The sequence below is a fragment of the Flavivirga algicola genome, assembly GCF_012910715.1.
Classification (GTDB): domain Bacteria; phylum Bacteroidota; class Bacteroidia; order Flavobacteriales; family Flavobacteriaceae; genus Flavivirga; species Flavivirga algicola.
This window is the reverse complement of sequence record NZ_JABBHF010000001.1, coordinates 415334-435758: the sequence shown is the minus strand read 5'-3', so window position 1 is coordinate 435758 and position 20425 is coordinate 415334. Positions and strand designations below refer to the sequence as shown.

Annotated in this window: 6 protein-coding genes; 4 read left to right on the top strand and 2 right to left on the bottom strand. The window is 36.4% G+C overall.

Translation table 11 applies throughout. The annotated features are described in order from the left end of the window. Positions 1-221 precede the first annotated feature (221 nt). Positions 222-5441: a LamG-like jellyroll fold domain-containing protein gene (locus HHX25_RS01695; protein WP_169669422.1), complete on the bottom strand. Its 5220-nt coding sequence runs from the start codon at positions 5439-5441 to the stop codon at positions 222-224. A 530-nt stretch (positions 5442-5971) separates the two neighbouring features. On the opposite strand from HHX25_RS01695, the gene HHX25_RS01690 reads away from it, so the two are divergent. Both HHX25_RS01690 and HHX25_RS01685 read left to right on the top strand, forming a co-directional pair. After that, positions 5972-10153, top strand: a complete 4182-nt coding sequence (locus HHX25_RS01690; protein WP_169669420.1) for a LamG-like jellyroll fold domain-containing protein — start codon at positions 5972-5974, stop codon at positions 10151-10153. 293 nt (positions 10154-10446) lie between these two features. Continuing rightward, positions 10447-13911 (top strand): LamG-like jellyroll fold domain-containing protein, encoded by a 3465-nt coding sequence (locus HHX25_RS01685; protein ID WP_169669418.1) that lies wholly within the window; start codon positions 10447-10449, stop codon positions 13909-13911. A gap of 102 nt (positions 13912-14013) precedes the next feature. Here HHX25_RS01685 and HHX25_RS01680 read toward each other — a convergent pair whose 3' ends face one another. Further along, the gene (locus tag HHX25_RS01680) at positions 14014-15570 is read right to left on the bottom strand and encodes an alpha-L-fucosidase (RefSeq protein ID WP_169669416.1); all 1557 of its coding nucleotides are present in this window, start codon (positions 15568-15570) and stop codon (positions 14014-14016) included. 259 nt (positions 15571-15829) lie between these two features. Between HHX25_RS01680 and HHX25_RS01675 the strand changes: the two genes are divergently transcribed. Beyond that, positions 15830-17524, top strand: a complete 1695-nt coding sequence (locus HHX25_RS01675; RefSeq protein ID WP_169669414.1) for a sulfatase family protein — start codon at positions 15830-15832, stop codon at positions 17522-17524. A gap of 359 nt (positions 17525-17883) precedes the next feature. Beyond that, on the top strand, positions 17884-20421 hold the full coding sequence (locus HHX25_RS01670; protein WP_169669411.1) for a glycoside hydrolase family 2 TIM barrel-domain containing protein: 2538 nt from the start codon (positions 17884-17886) through the stop codon (positions 20419-20421). The last annotated feature ends 4 nt before the right edge of the window (positions 20422-20425 follow it).

The window sequence follows — 20425 nt, the reverse complement described above, 5'->3', positions numbered from 1 at the left end:
TGAAGCAAATATACATTTTATTTTAATAAAATAACGATAAAATGCATAAAAAACACGATGAAACGTAAGTTTTTAGTAATTTGGAAATAAAATAGCAGGTATTTTCTTTCTTAGGTAAGTGTAAGTATTGAACCGTTGTGCATTTTGATTATTTATTCTCTCTCTAACTTTTGTGCTTTAGGCAAAATCTCATAATGCACAACGGATAATTAACAAACTAACTATTTAACCAATACTTTTTTAGATATTATTTTCTCTTCAGTTTTTATTTTCAATATATAACTGCCCGATTTAATTTGGCTAGCATTATGTGCTATGTAATTGATATTTGTTTTTGGTTCAAACTTTAATAAAGATTGACCTAGTATATTAATCATTTCGGCAGATTCTATGTTTTTTAATGTTGGGTTGTGAATAATGATGCTTTCCTTTTCGTTAGAAAAATATACTTGAAGCTTGACAGTTTCAACTTCGTCAACAGTTAATGCTGAATTCGTTGAGAAAGTAATTTCAAAACGGTCCAGATACTCTCCAACTGGTAGATAGACTTCATATTTGTCATCTCCTAAGTTGTGATAAACACCTAATGCTTTATCATGTAAATAAATATCTAAGTCGTTACTTGTGTTTTCCAGATCATCTATTTTAATAGAAGTAAGCCCTTCTTTATCTGTTTTTATCCCTAAAGGAAGCTTTTGATCTAAATCAAAATTATTTACAGCTTGAATAGTATACTTAGCACCTGAGAAGACCCAAAACATATCTTCTTTATTGGCTTCAATTAAAGGTGCATCATAACCAAGATCAAATCCATTTGATGCATTAGCGTCAACTCCAACTAATAATTGTCGGTGATAGCCATCTGGAGAATCAAACATGAGTCTGATTTTTTGTCTGCCATCAACATAAGCCTTTTGAGTTGAGCTACTTTTCTTTTTTGTTCCGCCTTTAAGGAAGAGAGAAGAAGCAGTACCTTCGGCAATAAAAGCACGTTGGCTGTTTTTAAATAACAGATTGCCGCCATCTATCGTTTGTGTTAGTGCTGGATCATTGGGGTCTCCAATTAAATCTGCATCCAAAATTGCTGAGACAAAGAAACCTTGACCAACAGGAATATACCTGCCTGGTACTTTTGTACCAGAAGATCCATCATTATCAATTCTTGTATCATTATTAACGGCTACGGCTCCCCCCATCAAAGTATAGGTTGCATAACCACCCTGATAAGCAGCTAATTGGTGCGTGCCACTTGCAAAGTGATCCCAAAAATATAAGGCACCATTAATAATATTACCATTGGTATTTCTACCATCTGTTTCTAGGTTGCTTAAATTATCTTTTATAAACTCATCTGCATCCAAGGCAGAAGGGTAGGGGTTACCAACTAAATATTCGTTACCAGCGCTAATAGTCAATGTGATATCGCCGTTGTTGGGCTTACCGTCAAAAACATAATTTTGAGTTGAAGTAAAGGAGGTCCCAGAGCTTTCTACGCCTTTCATGGAAAAGCCTTCACCTATTTGTAATGTTCCTCCACTTCTAACATGCTGCCAAGACGAGTAATCATCAGCTGTTCCATTGCTAAACTTCCAAATCCAATAATCAGCAATACTAATATCGGATCCAGAAACACTACCATCGTACCCAGAGGTTAAAAAGGTAATATTGTTTGGTGATGCTGGTGTTGTCCCATTTTTTAGGATGTTATCGGTTAAACTATACGCGTTATTATTTGTCGTAGCATTGCTTAAACCTACTGGGGAAGACCAATAATTATAAGTGTATAGATCTTTGGTGCCTTGTTGATCGCGTTCTAAAGTTCCAGAGCTTGTTGGGTCCAGGTCACTATCTGTCGTTTGTATTAATTGAGATTCGCCTTCTAGGTCTATTTTGCCATCAAGTTTTAAGTAATGAGAAACTGTTAAGGCATAACCTGTATTTGTACTTGTTACGCCATCAATCTGTAATTCACCGCTATTAACAATTAAACCTAGTACGGTTCTATTACCATTTCTAGAAGCGGGAATGAGTGACGTGTCCGAATTGTCCATAGTCACATTGTGGTCTATTTGAACAATGTTGTAATCAATCGTCTCTAAAGCAGCTAAATAGGAATCAACACCAGGTAAATATTGTACATCGCCATTTTCCCAGGTTGTAGAATCATCCCAATCACCATTTTGAGTGGTTTTATAGGGTAGTGGCGCTGTTTGTTCATCCAGGTCGTCGTATCGTATCATGGAGGCGTCATTACCACTATTAGATTCATCTTTTACGCTTCCAAACACTAAGGTGTTCATAGGATAGTAGGCGATTAAATTGTTCCAGGGAATTGAGTTTATATCATTTTTTGTAGTTGCAGTAGGTAAAACTTTACCATCTGCAAAAGTGGCATTGTTTTCAATTTCCTGATTCATGATGTAGCGAATTTGGTCGGCAGTTAGTGCTACATCCCAAACACGTACCTCGTCAACACTACCTCTCATTTTTTGCTGTCTTTTAATATGATGCGCAGCACCTATGAGAAAGTGGGAATCTGAAGGTGTTTCTATAGGGTCTAGGGTATCATCACTATCTTCCAGATAACCGTCTATGTATAGGCTTGTCATGTTGGTACCAGAATCATAAGTCGCGGCTATATGGTGCCATTCATTTTCTGGTATGGTGGCCGATGTTTGTAGTACATTGTTAGAACTATCATTGGGGTCTCTCCATACCATTCTAAATTGACTGGTAGAGTTTATTCTAAAAGCATACCCGTGCGTATAAGTTTCGGCTGGAGAACCAGGAGCTTCATGGAAATAATTTCTTTTAGAGACAATATCAAACTTATCTTCTCCTACGTCACGTTTCACCCAGGCACTAATGGTAAAATCCATATTGGCTAAATCGTTTACATCACCTGCATCCAAATAAGTATCTGTTGTGGTGTAATTACCAAAATATGCAGAACGAGAACCTATAGCGACTTCTGGAGTCGAGCCAAATGTAATGTATTTGGTACCTTCAAAATAGAAATCGACTTCTAATTCTGTACCGACATCTTCCATAGTAGCCGAGGTCACATTGGTTGTAAACGAGGCATCATCAGCAACAATCATAACATATTCTTCTCCACCAGGATTGGAAGCAGAAACCATAGATTCTGGAATAGAAAGTTTAATGGTTGGTATAGAATCTGTAACCACCATTTTCCATTTTCTGGTAATGGGAGTCACGCTTACACTACTGGTTACTCCAGTACCTGCACTAAAATCTTTGGTAATATCTGTAGTTGCTGTGGTTGCACCATTGTCATGGCCCCACATTAAAAAGGTTTTATCTGCAAAAAAGGAATTCGTATTTAAACTATTATTAGCAGCAATATCTTTAATACCAATGGTAATATCATCAGCTGTATTGATGGTTTTTGATTGTTTTTGATTCAATCCTGAAATATTATCCTGACCAATACCAGTAACATTATTATTGTATCCAGCATTATCCGATTGGTCCCAAATAACACGACCGTCTGAGTCTACATAATCCTGGGACGTGCCATTAACACCTAGCGTGATACCATATTTTATAGCCAAATAAGACTCTACCTGATCTCTTTCTCCAGAGGTTAATGCCTGATTAAAGACGATTAACTCAGCAATACCACCATCCCATCTTCTGGCTGTATTGGTGGGGTGTGTACCTATTCCTGCTGTTAAAGAAGCAGGTAATGTATTCGCATTTGTGGATGCTGCAGTTTGGGCAACCCCTGCATCATATAATTGAGAATTAGAACCCGCTACAAAATCGTAATTAACTAAAAAGGGAACTCCATCAGCAATGGTAGTTGAAACCACTCCTGTAGGTACAGAACCATCATAATAGCGGCCTTGAAATGCCGTTGCACTTGTTTGTTCTATACTTACCGAGCCACTACCACCACCATTGAGGTTTAATAAATGTTTGGTGGTATTATAGGTTCCTTCGGCAACCGCAAAAATGGTCATGGTCGCATTTGAAGCTGTAGTTGCTAACATTTCATGGTTTGTACCATCAAAATCAACCATAGGATTAAAGTTAATGGCATTTTCTGTGAAAATGGGTTGGTTAGTTCCTGTTGCTTGTGTGGCATCATTATTGTTATCGGTACGGTCTAACCAGTTTAATACGGGGTCTGTATCTTCTGCACTATCGTTGGCAGCTTCCTCCACACCAGCATCTGCTTTGAGCCATAATTCCATATTGGAAGTAATCCCACCAGGACCTGTTGTATAGTCAAAATTTACAATTTGCATATTGGTGCCGACAGTAGAGGTACCGCTACCAGCACGGTGCACCCAGTGTTCTGCTTGTGTTAATGAATTTAATTTATAATTTCTCCATCCTCTACCATAACCAGCTCCTGTACCACTGTGGTAAGTCGAACCCACTACCATGGCCTGGTTTAAATCGGTTAGCCCAGCTGAGGTGATGTCTATAGTTATGGAAGCTCCAGTAGATGCATCGCTAAATCTTGTTACGACTACTTCAGGATTATTAAGTACATGCACAAAGTGACGGTTGGTACCGTCTGAGTCATGAGAACCATCGAAAGTCCAGTCGACACTTCTGGTATCACTACCAGGTTCCATCATGGGCCAGTTATCGGCATTTGCATCGTTAGTACCACCAGTAGCTGTGTCACCCCTATGGTGGCTAAATATAATAGAGTTAGACCAATTGCTTACGTCGGTAGTTGTACCAGTAGTCCCGTCAGATTGATCTTTAAGTGTAATAGAGCCTGTGTCGTTGGCGGTTGCCCCAGAATCTCCATGTAACACGGTCCAGTTGGAACCTGTAAATTCAACCAGAGTAATGTATACCCTAACATTAGGGGTGTTGGTTCCTCCTTTTTCTACTCTTAGGGTTGTACCATCGGCTAAATAGGCAATGGCTGTTGCAGAGTCTGCATCATCTGTACTCGAATCGTTCATTATCCCTGTAATAAATGGAATACAGTTATCTTTGTTTGTAATTCCGGTTATGGCTTGGTCGACCGTATACGTACCTCCATTAAGATCTATGGCATAGCGTCCTCTAACAATAAATTCGTTAGCACCACCTGAAGAACCCGTATACTCCCAAATGGAAGTGTTAAACCTTGTGTTTTCATTTTGAGAACCAGACTCTCTGTAATACGTAAGTGTCCCCGTTCCTGTTAAAACACGGCCACCAGCCATATCATCTCCTTCTCTTGCACTTGAGACACCATTGGAACCTCCATGAGTTTTTCTATTATTGTTGGCTAAAGCCACCGCACTGTTTAAAGAAGAGACAGCCGTAAAACTAGTGTTGGTGCCACCAGAATTACCTATGTCGTCTTGAATATGCTGTACATTAAAATCTTGTGAAATAGCTGTGAAACTATAACCTAGAAATATGACTAAAATAATGTGTTTGAGAAGTGAAGAGAAATTTTCCATAAGCGGTTAAAATTTTTGGTTTTTGGACCCTCTGACTGAGATAAATGTACTACAAAATTCTATGAAATGCAAGAAAAACCGATTATCTGTGTTTTTGTGAAGATGTGTTTTTTTGTTTTTTTTAAATATAATCTCTTGATTATAAGTGTGTTACTGGTATTTTTTATATTTGTAATATTTGTATTATAATGTGTAATATTTAGCCTGTATTAATGGTAGTATTTGGTTTATTTTTTAGTTAAAAACTTTAAAAATTCACGACTTATTTTAGCAGTAAAACAAGTTTTAGAAATAAGTTTTTTTACAAGATTTTGCTGGTAAATTAGAATGCTTTTTTAGCACTAATTAATTGGCAGAAAATAAAATGTGTTGTTTTTGTAGTTAAGACCTTGAAATATTGTTATTTATAACTTTAAATAGATTTGTATTTTAATAAACAGTAAGATAATATTTATAAAATAAGTGGAATATTCATCTTTTTTTTGAAAAAAAAGTATTAACTTGTTGGATACTAACCAATTCTTTTAAATATGAAAACTGTTAAGAATTTGTGTTTATTGCTATTCGTTTTATTTTTCAACGCTCTCAACTCTCAAAGTCCAAATGTTATTGTCATAATTGCCGATGATATGGGATGGTCGCAAGTTAGTACGGGATTAACAAACTTGAACAACCCCAGTGATTTTTATGAAACCCCAACCTTGGAAACCTTAGCGACTCAAGGTATTGCATTTCCGTACGCTTATGTGAACGGTGCCAATTGTGCTCCTACAAGAGCTGCGTTATTAAGTGGACAATATGCAGCCAGGCCGACCAATAATATCTTTAATGTTTACGATTTGAACAGAGGGAATACAAGTTCAAATTCGACATTAATTGGTCCAGATATGGGGCTGGCATCTAATAATAATATAGATGAAATACCTGCAAGTGCCATTACTATTGCTGAAACCATGAAAACAGCTGGCTATACGACGGCTCATTTAGGTAAGTTCCATGTGGGAGAAAATGAAGCATCCAATACTTCAAACAATGCCGCTACCGATCAAGGTTTTGATTATAATTATGGAGGCGGTACATCTGGAGCACCAGGAAGTTATTTTGCATCGAGTAGTGCGCCGTATACTTTTAGTAGTAATATTGGACCAGAGCTAGATGTATATGCCGCACCTTATACGGCTGCAGAGTCTTTAATGCTTGCTGGAGACAATTCATTAGATGGCACTCCCAAACATGTTACAGACGCCATGGCAGATGCAGCAATTGATTTTATGGAAGCCGAAAAGAACAACCCATTTTTTATGCACTTCAGTAATTATGCGATTCACGGACCTTTTAATCAGGCTAATGCCAGACCAGATTTGTATGCCAAATACGCTGCCAAAACACCTAGTCAAATGGGGCATAATAATATAGGTCAAGCGGCGATTGCGGAAGGTATGGATCAAACCATTGGTAGACTCATAGACTATTTAAAAACAACAGCAGATCCTAGAAACCCAGGAAGTATGCTGTCGGAAAACACATTGGTGTATTTCATATCAGATAATGGAGGCGCCATTAGTAGTGATGATGCGGGGCCCTTACGAGGTATGAAAGGAGAATACTATGAAGGTGGGATTCGATCTGTGACCATCGCTTGGTCTGAAGCTACATGGTTAGCGAACAAAGGCACAATAAATACGACACCTATTATAGCTTTCGATTTATATCCTACTTTGGTAGAAATGGCAGGAGGGACACTTCCTGGTGGTGGTTATGAAATTGATGGTGCTAGTCAATGGCAAATGCTAACTAATGGTACTGCTATGACTAGAGATGGTATTTTTTGGCACTTCCCAGGATATCTTATCGATTCTAATCGTGATCAAAGACCAGTATCCATTATAAGAAAAGGGGATTATAAATTAATTTATAATTACGAAACACAGTCTTATGAGCTATACCATCTAATCAATGACATTAGTGAAACAACAAACTTATTATCAGGGAGTCCAGATCAAGCGACGCTAATAATAGGTAATGATATGAGTACCGATTTACAAAATCACCTTATTAATACGTCGGCACCATTACCAACTTATAGGAGTGATGGTACCACAGTTGCTCTGCCTTATATTATAAGTACAACTGGTGGAACACCAAATTCGACAGATGGTTGTCAGGCGATAAGTGGTTACGATGCTTATTGGGATTTTGATATAGCCAGTGATGCTAATGATGCTTCTGGGAATGGAAATGATCCGAATCCAATAAATGGGACATTGACCTATGATGCTGTAGATTTTAAAGAAGGCGATCAATCGGTTGTATTTGATGGTACTGTAGATGTTAATTATAGTTCCGCAACGTTTATATCGCCAGCAACTTCGACCAGAACTGTTTCTGCTTGGGTGAAACCAACAGGATTGAGTGGTATTCAGGAAATTTTTGATGAAGGTGGTAATACAGTTGGAATAGCGATTCGACTTAATGGTTCGAACTTAGAATCCATAGTTAGGAGTTCATTAACTGTCGCTGATAGCTTAACGGCAGTATTTCCAAATGATGGGGATTGGCATCATGTAGCTTTAGTGTATGATGGTGCTAATACAAGCCACAAATTATTTATTGATGGTGTTGTAGCAGCCTCTAGCAATACTGCTCCAAGTACACTTGCTTCTCATAATGCGACAGGAGGCGGTATTGGAGGTGTTATTGGCAGTTGGGATAGTTTTGTAAATGCTGCCGATAGTTATTTTACAGGTAAAATGGATGCTTTTGCAGTATACGATTCAGTATTAAGTGACACGCAAATATATGATGCGGCATGTGTGCCGCTAACAAATTCTACGGCAGGATGCCAACCTACCAGTGGTTTTGAGGCTTTTTGGGATTTCGATTTGGCAAATGCGACGATAGGTGAAGATGCTTCGGGTAATCTGCATAATCCTATAGCGACTGTTGGTGTTGTAACAGCAGATGTATCAGATTTCAAAGAGGGTGATCAATCTGCTGTATTTGATGGAAGTTCAAGTATTCAATATTCACCTGGGTCACCAGGAAATTTTATGGAAAATAGTCATAGTGCAAGGACTATGATGGCATGGGTAAAACCAACAAACCTGTCTGGGATTCAGAATATATTTGATGAAGGCGGAGGAACTATAGGAATAGCCATGAGATTAAATGGAAGTAACCTGGAATATGTTGTTAGGGATAGTTCAACAACTTCAGTTCAAATAAGTGCTGCTTTTCCGAATGATGGCGATTGGCATCATGTAGCATTGGTTTATGATGGTGGAAACACTATTCAGAGATTATATATAGATGGTATAGAGGTAGCATCAGGAACAGCCCCTGCATCTATTGGCATACACACTGGCAAAGGTGGTATTGGTGGAAAAATTAGTGGAAATGACAGTTTTGGGAATTCCTCTGATGCTTTCTTTACAGGAAAAATGGATGCCTTTGCTGTTTATGATGGCATACTAAATGCTACTGAGATAAGTAATTCTGCCTGTGTGACACCTCCAGCTGTGGTAGCCGACGCGGGTCCAGATGTAACTATATGTGAAGGTGATACTACCACGCTAACGGCATCAGGTGGCACTACTTATTTATGGAATACAGGAGCTACTACAGCCAGCATTAATGTAAGTCCTACTAGTACAACAACTTATACGGTAACTGTTTCAGATGGTATAACTTCTGATAATGATGATGTGATAGTCACAGTAAATACAGTTCCAGTAGCCGATGCGGGTCCAGATGTAACCATAAACTCGGGAGATACAACTACGCTAACAGCTTCTGGAGGTGGAACCTATTTATGGGATACAGGAGCAACAACAGCAAGTATTAATGTGAGTCCGACATCCACAACAACCTATACCGTTACGGTTACCCAAAATGGTTGTGATGCTACAGATGATGTTATAGTGACTGTAAACCCAGTAGGGTGTACGTACTCGGTTATAAATTCTGAGGGATTTGAATCTGGTTGGGGAATATGGAATGATGGCGGTTCAGATGCATCGAGGCACAGTAATTCGGCTTATGCGACAACAGGAACTTACAGTATGAGGTTACGGGATAACACATCTACTTCGGTTGGAACTACAGATGATTTAGACTTAACAGCTTATGATGAAATATCGGTTGATTTTGGTTATTATTGTAGAAGTATGGATAATAGCAATGAAGATTTTTGGTTGCAAATATCTACAAACGGAGGTGGTAGTTTTACGACCGTAGAAGAATGGAATTTGAATGATGAGTTTGTAAATGATCAATTTTATACAGATCAGGTTATAATTTCAGGTCCATTTACGTCCACCACACAATTAAGATTTAGAGCAGACGCATCTGGCAACCAAGATTGGGTTTATATTGATGATGTTGTTATAAGCGGATGCAGTTCTGGAGGATCTTCAAAAATTAATTCTACAAAAGCAGAATTTACCGATGTAGAAGATGATTTAAGTGTAGCGGAAATAGAGGTTAAACTTTACCCTAATCCATTTAAAGAGCAATTGGTGATTAAGATTCCAGCAGATTATACTAAGTCTAATGTACAAATATTCAATATGCTTGGTCAATTGGTCATTGAAGATAATTATTTTAAAGCACCGTTGATTAAGATTCCTACTTCTAATTTAGAGAGTGGTCAATATTTAATCAATATAAATGTTGATGGAAAAGACATTCGCAAAAGAATAGTTAAGAATTAATTATAGCGAAATTTATTGTTTTTTAAAGAGGGTATCTAAAAAGTATGTTCAATGTCATATTGAGCTTGTCGAAATATTTTAAAAATATTGACAATCAATGTTGGTTTCAACAGGCTCAACCTGACAAATCAAATTATAAAGACTTTTTAGATACCCTCTTTTTTACGTTATAAAAATGTCTTATTTCTTACTTTCTTTGTTGTATTTATATAAAAAAATCGTTGAAATTATTTATAAAACTGATAAAATACATTATTTTAGTAAGAATTTTAAACAAAAAAAGCCCTGGATTTATGAAAACAATAACGACTTATTTATTGCTATTATTTACTATAGTAGTTAATAAAGTTTATTCGCAATCTCCTAATGTCATTGTTATTATAGCAGACGATATGGGGTGGTCTCAAGTTAGTACAGGATTAACGAACCTTAATAACCCAAGTGATTTTTTTGAAACGCCTAGATTAGAAACATTAGCAACCGAAGGTATTGCCTTTCCTTATGGCTATGTAAATGGTTCAAACTGTGCGCCAACTAGAGCAGCACTTTTAAGTGGTCAATACGCTTCAAGGGCAACTAATAATATATTTGCCGTAGATAATTTAAATAGAGGAGGGAATTCAACCCTACTAATTGGCCCGGATAATGGGTTGCCAAGTGGAGTTGATGAGTTACCTAAAGAAGCTATTACGCTTGCAGAAACTATGAAGCTTGCAGGTTATGCAACGGTTCATTTGGGAAAGTATCATGTTGGGGAAAATGAAGCAACAAATGTTTCAGATAATGCAGCTACAGACCAAGGGTTTGATGTTAATTATGGAGGAGGAACTAAAGGAAACCCAGGAAATTATTTTGCATCCAACAGTGGTGTGCCCTATACTTTTGGAAATAGTATTGGTCCAGAACTAGACGCTTATGCAGCACCTTATACTGCGACAGAGTCTTTAATGTTGGCTGGAGATAATTCTTTGGAGGGTACTGCAAAGCATGTTACCGATGCCATGGCGGATGCGGCTATGGATTTTATAGATACAAATATTAACAGTCCTTTTTTCATGCACTTTAGCAACTATGCTATTCACGGACCATTTAACCCAAGTGATGCACGACCAGATTTAAGAGCGAAATATAATGCTAAGGCTATTAGTAATCCAAGTGCCATGGGGCATGATAGAAAGCCAGGGCAGGCAGCTTTAGCTGAAGGTATGGACCAAACAATAGGACGGTTAATCGATTATTTGAAAACAACAGCAGATCCCAGAAACCCAGGCAACATGCTGTCTGAAAATACTTTAGTATATTTTATTTCAGATAATGGAGGTGCAGTACATAGCGATGATGCTGGTCCGTTGCGAGGAATGAAAGGAGAATGGTACGAAGGCGGCATAAGATCTGTTAGCATAGTATGGTCTGAAGCATCATGGCTAGCAAATAAAGGGACTATTAATACAACACCTATTGTTGGGTTTGATATATACCCAACATTTGTTGAAGCTGCAGGAGGCACTTTGCCAGGAGGAGGTTACAATATAGATGGTACAAGTCATTGGCAAATGTTAACCAATGGAACAGCTTTAACCAGAGAGGCTTTATATTGGCATTATCCAGGGTATCTTATAGATTCAAATCGTGATGCCAGACCAGTTTCTATCATTAGAAAAGGGGATTATAAATTAATTTATAATTATGAAACAGAATCATATGAATTATATCATTTGATAAATGATATAAGCGAAGCTACTAATTTGTTAGCGGGTAGCCCAGATTCTGCTACATTAGTAATTGGCAACGATATGAGTACAGATTTAAGAAACCATTTAATAAACATATCTGCTCCGTTACCTACATATAGAAGTAATGGACAAACAGTTCCCTTACCTTATATAATTAGTACTTCTGGAAGTGGTTCTAATTCAACAGATGGCTGTCAGGCAGTAAGTGGTTATGAGGCATATTGGGATTTTGATTCAGTAAGCGATGCTAATGATGTTTCTGGAAATGGACATGATCCTAACCCTGTAAATGGGACATTGACTTATGACGCGGTAGATTTTAAAGAAGGCGACCAATCGGCAATATTTGATGGCACTGTTGATATTAATTATAGTAGTGCTACGTTCTTATCTGAAGCGACAACAGCTAGAACTGTTTCGGCATGGATTAAACCTACTGGCTTATCAGGGATTCAAGAAATATTTGATGAAGGAGGAAATACGATTGGAATTGCCATTCGATTGAATGGTTCTAACTTAGAGTCTGTTATAAGGGAATCTACAACTGTTTCAGATGTGTTAAGTGCTGCTTTTCCATCCGATGGTGATTGGCACCATGTTGCTTTGGTCTACGATGGTTCGATTACTAGTCATAAACTATATATAGATGGCGTTGAGGTAGCTACAAGTAGCTTGGCGCCAAGTTCTATTGGATCTCATAATACAACAGGAGGTGGCATTGGAGGCGTGATTGGTAGTTGGGATAGTTTTAATGTTTCGGCAGATAGCTATTTCAATGGAAAAATGGATGCATTTTCGGTTTATAATAGTGCTTTAACAATTTCTCAAATTCAAGAAGCTTCATGCTTGGTCATTGCTAATTCAACGGCTGGTTGTCAGCCTACAAATGGTTATGAGGCTTATTGGGATTTTGATCTTGCAAGCAATGCAGATGATGCTTCTGGAAATGGTCATAACCCAACAGTTTCAACATCTACTGGTATAACATACGATATTTCAGATTTTAAAGAAGGTGATCGGTCTGTAGTGTTTAATGGGACAGAGGCCATTCAATATGCAACCAATAACACCTCTCCAGATAATTTTTTAAATGCCTCAACAAGTTCAAGAAGTGTAGTAGTTTGGATTAAGCCCACTAGCTTGACTGGAATTCAGGATATATTTGATGAAGGTGGTAAAAATGTTGGAATTGCCATTCGATTGAATGGTTCTAATTTAGAATCTATCGTTAGGGAATCTTCATCGGTTTCAACGAGTCTAAGTGCATCTTTTCCATCCGATGGCGATTGGCATCATATTGCATTGGTTTATGATGGCTCCAATACCAAACACACTTTATATATAGATGGTGAGGAGGTTGCCAATAGTAATAGTGCAGCTGCTTCTATAGGGAGTCATTTTAGTTTTGGAGGCATTGGTGGGAAATTAAGCGGTAATGATAGTTTTGTTAACGCGTCGGATGCTTATTTTACAGGGAAAATGGATGCGTTTGCGGTTTATGAAACTGTTTTGACACCTATTCAAATTCAAGACCTTAGTACCACTTGGTATTTGGATGCTGATGGCGATAACTACGCTGTGTCCACGATTCAAAATTGTACAAGTCCTGGATTGGGGTATACCACTACCATATTGCCAGTAACCGATTGTGATGATGGAAATGGTAGTATTAACCCTGGTGCTACAGAAATTCCTGATAATGCTATTGATGAAGATTGTGATGGTACTGCGCAAACTACTTTAGGGATGGATAATAGTTTTAATCTTGAAAATGTATCTATAAGCCCAAATCCGTTTAACGAAACAATTAGTATAAAAGTTCCATTAAATTATAATGATAAGGTGTTCAATATAACTTTACTCGATTTAAATGGAAGGGCTATTTATAATAAAAGTAGGGTAGTCGGTGATGGTCGTATTAAAATATTCAAAGAATTAAGTCAACTAAAAGAAGGGGTTTACTTCATTAAAATTGTTGATAAAAATCTGGGAGCTAAAGTTGTTAAGCAGTTGGTAAAATATTGATCCAAAGTAGGTTTTTGGTTTTTGTGCAGCTCTAAGCATTGTAGAACACGCATTATTTAGTTGAACATCGTCTGGTAAATTTACCAGACGATGTTTTTTATATTAATTAGGTGTTATTTTAAAAGCAAAAGCATGATTGCCTGTTTTGTTTTTAGGTAAATCGATAAATAAACCATCTGTTTTGGTTTCAAACTTTAAGTTGCCTTCGTTTCCTAATAAAGTGATGCTTTTAATACTTTGTCCGAAAAGTGTGTTGTTTTCTTTTAAAGATTTAATTTTTAGAATTCCGCTTTCTGGCCAATCTAAAACGATGGCATAAAGCACATCTCCTTTTGTTGTAAAACGAATATCATCAGCAGTATTGTCTTTGTTCTTATTTTCACTTAAATGGCCTTCTACTACCTTTGTGCTTCCTTCTCCATATATTTTAAATGGGCGTGTACCGTAAATAGCCTCACCGTTAATTTTTAACCAATCTCCCATTTCTAATAATCGTTCTTTAACAGGTAAAGGAATTTCTCCATTGGCTTTAGGTGTAATATTTAATAGTAGGTTACCATTTTTACTAACAACATCTACTAAAAAATCAATTAAACGATTGGTGGATTTATAGTTTGGATCACTTATATGAGACCACGATTTCCAATCGATAGAATCATCCGTTAGCCAAGGAAAATCTTGCTTCTTACTCATTCTAGAGCGCTCTAAATCTAAAACAGCTGTGCCCTTGGCAAAGTCATAAAATTTATAGGTAGATACGACTTCTTGACTGTTTTTGTCGGCATGATTATAGTAATATTCTAAAAATGCTTTTCTGTAATCTTCTCCAATAACATCCATTTTATTGTCAAACCAAACCAAATCAGGATTGTATTTGTCGATAATTTCTTTTAGTCGTGCCAACCATTCTTTATTGAATTCTTCATCTGCTAGCGGGTAGTATTTCTCTATGCCCTCATCTATTTCATGCGGATTTGGGGGATATTGAAAATCTCCCTTTTTCATTTTAGGTCCGTATAATCCAGCATATTCAGGATTGAAGGCGTCGGTGGTCTCATCCCAAGTAGGATACCATCCAAGAAGCCAATGGCGGTGATAAGTGGCTATAAATTTCATGTCGCGCTTTCGTATTTCTTTAGCCAATTCTCCCATAATGTCCCGTTTAGGTCCCATATCTTTAGCGTCCCACTTGGTTAAGTCGCTATCCCACATAGCAAACCCGTCTGCATGTTCAGAAACTGGGCCAGCAAATTTTGCACCAGAATTTTTAAATAATTCAGCCCATTCTGCTGGATCAAATTTTTCTGCTGTAAAAAGAGGAATAAAATCTTTATAGCCAAACTGGTCTACTGGGCCATAAGTCTTAGCATGATGTTCGTAAAACTTGCTTGCTTTTCCATCAACGGCTTCAGGGTTGTCTTTATTTACATACATCCAATGTGCATACCATTCATTTTCATATTCTGGTACAGAATATGGCCCCCAATGGCAGTAAATTCCAAATTTAGCGTCTAAAAACCACTCAGGGGTTTTGTGCTGTTTTAAAGACTCCCAATTTGATTTGTATTTTGGTGAACTTTCAGTGGCTAAATTTTCTTTCTTCTCTTTACAGGAAAGTATTATGAAAATAATAACTATAAAAAACAAGGGCTTTTTCATCTTGAAAATGTTTTAAATATATGAGCTAAATTATATAGTTTCTTATAATTTAAGTAGTACTCATGTCTTTTTATTTAGTATTTAGGGCTAATTTTTTATAACAGAGAAAACGGATCTTCCATTTTTTATTTTTTTGAAGGCGATTTTCAAAAATATTCTGAAATTTTTATAGATAAAAATCAATTTTTATACTAATTTAACCATTTGTTGTACTACTTTCTTTTTAGAATGAAGACTTTTATACCCTAAATAGATTTTCATGGAATTGCGCAGTATAGCTAATAGCTATTTTCTCTCAAGCATTGTCGCTTTATTATTTTTTTCCTGTAAAAGTGAGGAAAAGCAAAATATAGGTTATCAAAAACCGAATATTATTTATATCATGTCCGATGATCATACAGCACAGGCTTTTGGTATTTATGGTAGCAGGTTGGCAAATTTAAACCCCACACCAACTCTTGACGGTATAGCACAAGAGGGTATGATTTTTAATAATTGTTTTGTAACCAATTCTATTTGTACCCCAAGTAGGGCTACTATTATTAGCGGTCAGTATAGCCAAGCTAATGGTGTTTTAGATTTAGAGGGTGAGGTAGAAACGGAAAAACAATATTTACCTGAGGAAATAAAAAAATTAGGCTATCAAACTGCATTGGTAGGTAAATGGCATCTAACCCACAAACCTAATTTTGATTATTACAATATATTTACAGAACATCACCAGCAAGGTTCATACTTTGACCCAAATTTAACAGAAAGCGGTATGAATTATCAGCCTTTTTACGGTATGCCTGGCTATGAGGGGAAACAATATAAAGGACATAGTTCTGATGTTATTACAGATATTACTTTAGATTGGTTAAAAAATAAAAGAGATAAAAGCAAGCCATTCTTTTTGATGCATCAATTTAAAGCACCTCATGATGATTTTGAATATGCTCCACGGTATAGGGATTATCTTGAAGATACTGAAATTCCGGAACCAGCTAGTTTGTACGATAATGAGAATAATGGTTCTGTTGCTACCCGTGGAAAAAATGATTCTTTAATTCATGTTATAGGCTCTTCTGTCTCCAAAAGAAATACCATACGCCATATGGGGATGCGTATTTGGAGTTCTGAATATACAGCTAGAAACAACCCAGGTTTTGACTCTACTCAAGTAGATGGCTTAGATGATAAAACATACACGCACAAGACCTATCAAGAATATTTAAAGCGTTATTTACGTTGTGTAAAAGGGGTGGATGATAATGTAGCTCGGCTTATTGATTATCTAAAGAAAGAAGGTTTATATGACAATACGATTATTGTGTACACAGGAGATCAGGGCTTTATGTTAGGTGAACACGATTATATTGATAAGCGCTGGATGTATGATGAGTCTATGCGTATGCCATTTTTTGTACGTTATCCAAAAACAATAAAAGCAGGAACAAGAACGGATGCCATAATTAACAACGCAGATTTTGCACCTACTTTAATCACCATGGCTGGAGGTAGTCCTCCAGAAAAAATGCAAGGACATAGTTTTAAGGAAATTCTTGAAACAGGTAAGGAACCAGAAGGTTGGCAGCAATCTACTTATTATAGATATTGGATGCATATGGCACATGCTCACGAGAACCCAGCACATTTTGGCATTCGTACTAAAGATTATAAACTTATATTTTATTATGGAAAATATTGGGTAGACACAGATAACCCAGATGCTACCTGGAACAAGGGTAGTTGGGGTAATAGGTTTACAATGCATACACCCGTAGCTTGGGAGTTTTATGATTTATCAAAAGATCCACAGGAAATGAATAATGCATATAACGATCCAGCTTACAAAGAGGTTATAGCAATTTTAAAAGAGCAACTTAAAGCAAAAAGGAAAGAACTTAATGAAGAAGATGGGGATAAATATCCGCACATTCAAAAAGTTATTGATGCACATTGGACCGATTAAGTTTTATAGTCGAAAAAAGTTTTATGATTGACAATTAAGGTGAGATTTTTTAAACTAATGAGCTCTTTATTTCATTACTATATCTAATATAAGTACCCATTCAATAACTTTCAGGGGTATTTTTGCAAAACATTTTACTAGCAAATCCTCCTTAATTACCAGATATTACGATAATTAGATATGATGTCTAGTTTTTGTCTAGCCTCTTTTTTTATTACTTAGCAGTTATAAAATTAAATTTGTTTAGAGCAGTTCGGTTTGTTGTTTCAAAAAATTCAAATCATCATGCGATATTCAAAAAACTAAAAATAGTATAATATAGAATTAATAAAAACATGCCCATAACTTTCAATTACAAAATGAGAAAATTCCAATTTTTAATTTTATTAGGTTTTATTTTTTACAGTTGTAAAAATGACCTCAAAGTAGCTGCTCAAGAAACAGATTTTAATTTAAATTGGGAATTCTATTTATCTCAAGAAGATGAAAACATAAATGAGATTCCTCAAAACAAATATAAAAGTGTCAATCTTCCACATGATTGGGTTGTAGAAGAAGAATTCGACTCAACTTTGGTCAATGATGCCCTAGCCACAGGGTATTTAGCGAGTAAAGGTTATGGGTATTACAAAAAAACGTTTGATAAAAAATATAACGAAAAGGAAGTTGTTTATGCACTTTTTGATGGTGTTTATAATAACTCAGAGGTCTATATAAATGGAGAAAAATTAGGCTTTCATCCTTACGGGTATTCCCCTTTCTATTTTGAAATATCAGATTATCTAAATAAAGAGGGAGAAAACAATACGATAGCTGTAAAAATTGATCATACACGTTATGCAGATAGCAGATGGTATACAGGTGCAGGTATTTATAGAAAGGTAGATTTAATTACAAACAATAAATTACATATTCCTGTTTGGGGAACTTTTGTAACCACGCCTAAGGTTTCAAAAGAAAGTGCTACAGTCCAATTAAATGTAAAAGTAAAAAATGATTTTTCTTCTCAAGAAGATATTGGTATTGAAACAAAAATTTTAGATGCTAATAATAATACGGTTGCGACTTCTACCAACAAATTAACAATTAAAGGCAATGCTTCTAGCGAGGTGCAGCAAAGTATAGATGTAACAAACCCTAATTTATGGAGTACTATAACTCCCAATTTATATAAAGCAGTAACTTCTATTATAAAGGATAAAAAGACTGTTGATACTTATGAAACCACTTTTGGTATTAGAACCATAAAATTTGACGCCAATACAGGCTTTTATTTAAATGGGGAGAATATGAAAATTAAGGGTGTTTGTCTGCACCACGATGGAGGTTTAGTTGGAACAGCTGTACCAAAAGGTGTTTGGAAAAGACGCCTACAAATATTGAAAGACGGAGGTACTAATGCTATTAGAATTTCTCATAACCCGGCATCCACAGAGCTTTTGGATTTATGTGACGAAATGGGGATTTTGGTGCAGGATGAATTTTTTGATGAATGGGACAACCCAAAAGACAAACGTTTAAACAAAGGCGAATCAAAGAGTACCGATTATATTACCAGGGGCTATGGTGAACATTTCCAGAAATGGGCCAAAAAAGACTTAACAAACACCATGTTAAGCCATAGAAACCATCCATCTATTTTCCAATGGAGTATAGGTAACGAAATAGAGTGGACTTATCCTAGAAATGCTGATGCAACAGGGTTTTTTGATAACATGGAATGGAGTGGTAATTACTTCTGGTCTGAACCTCCGCATTCTGTAGAAAAAATTAAAAGTGAATTAGAGACCTTGCCAAGAGGAAAATACGATATTGGTAAGACTGCCCAAAAGTTGTCAAAATGGACGAAAGCTATTGATACCACTAGACCGGTAACTGCAAACTTAATTTTACCATCGTCTAGTCATTTATCCGGTTATACAGATGCTTTAGATGTCATTGGTTACAGTTACAGACGTGTCTTATACGATTACGGGCATAAAAATTATCCAGATAAGCCTATCATGGGTACTGAGAATTTAGGGCAATACCATGAATGGAAAGCTATTATGGAACGTCCTCATATTTCTGGAACGTTTCTTTGGACAGGAATAGATTATATGGGAGAAATTAGAGCGGCTTGGCCAGTTCGTGTACAGCCATCAGGGTTGCTTAATACGGCAGGATTTGCTAAGGGGTCTTATCACATGATGAAAACACTTTGGAACGAAGAGCCACACATTCATATTGCAACTCAAAACATAGAGAAATCACTCAATAAAATTGATGAAAAAGGAAATATTGTTGCTAAAGATCCTGAGAGATGGAAATATGCCTTATGGGAATGGCAAGATGTTAACGAGCATTGGAATTACAATGATAACGAGATGATTTCTATTGAAATCTACTCTAATTGCCAAGAAATAGAGCTGTTCTTGAATGACAAATCTCTAGGAAGAAAAAAACTTTCCGACTTTGAAGATCATATTTATAAGTGGGGTGTTCCTTTTGTTGAAGGTAAACTAATTGCTAAAGGGATCAAAGATGGTGTGGAAATTACCGAAGAAATTGTTACAGCCAGAAAAGGAACAAAAATTGAGCTTGCTTCTCAAGAAACTTCTATAAAGGCCGATAATTATGATGTATCACATATTATTCTTCAACTTACTGACGATCATGGGAATCCTGCTAAAACAGATGATAAACTAATCACTTTTAACATAGAAGGCGAAGCTAAATTATTAGGGGTCGATAATGGGTGGAAAAAGAGTGTACAAAAATTTCAGTCTAATCAAGGAAAAACTCATAATGGAAGAATCTTATTAATCATTCAAGCTAAAGATGTACAAAGCCAAGTTACGGTTACGGCATCTGCCGAAGGATTAGAATCACAAAGTATTACAATCAACATAAATTAAAATA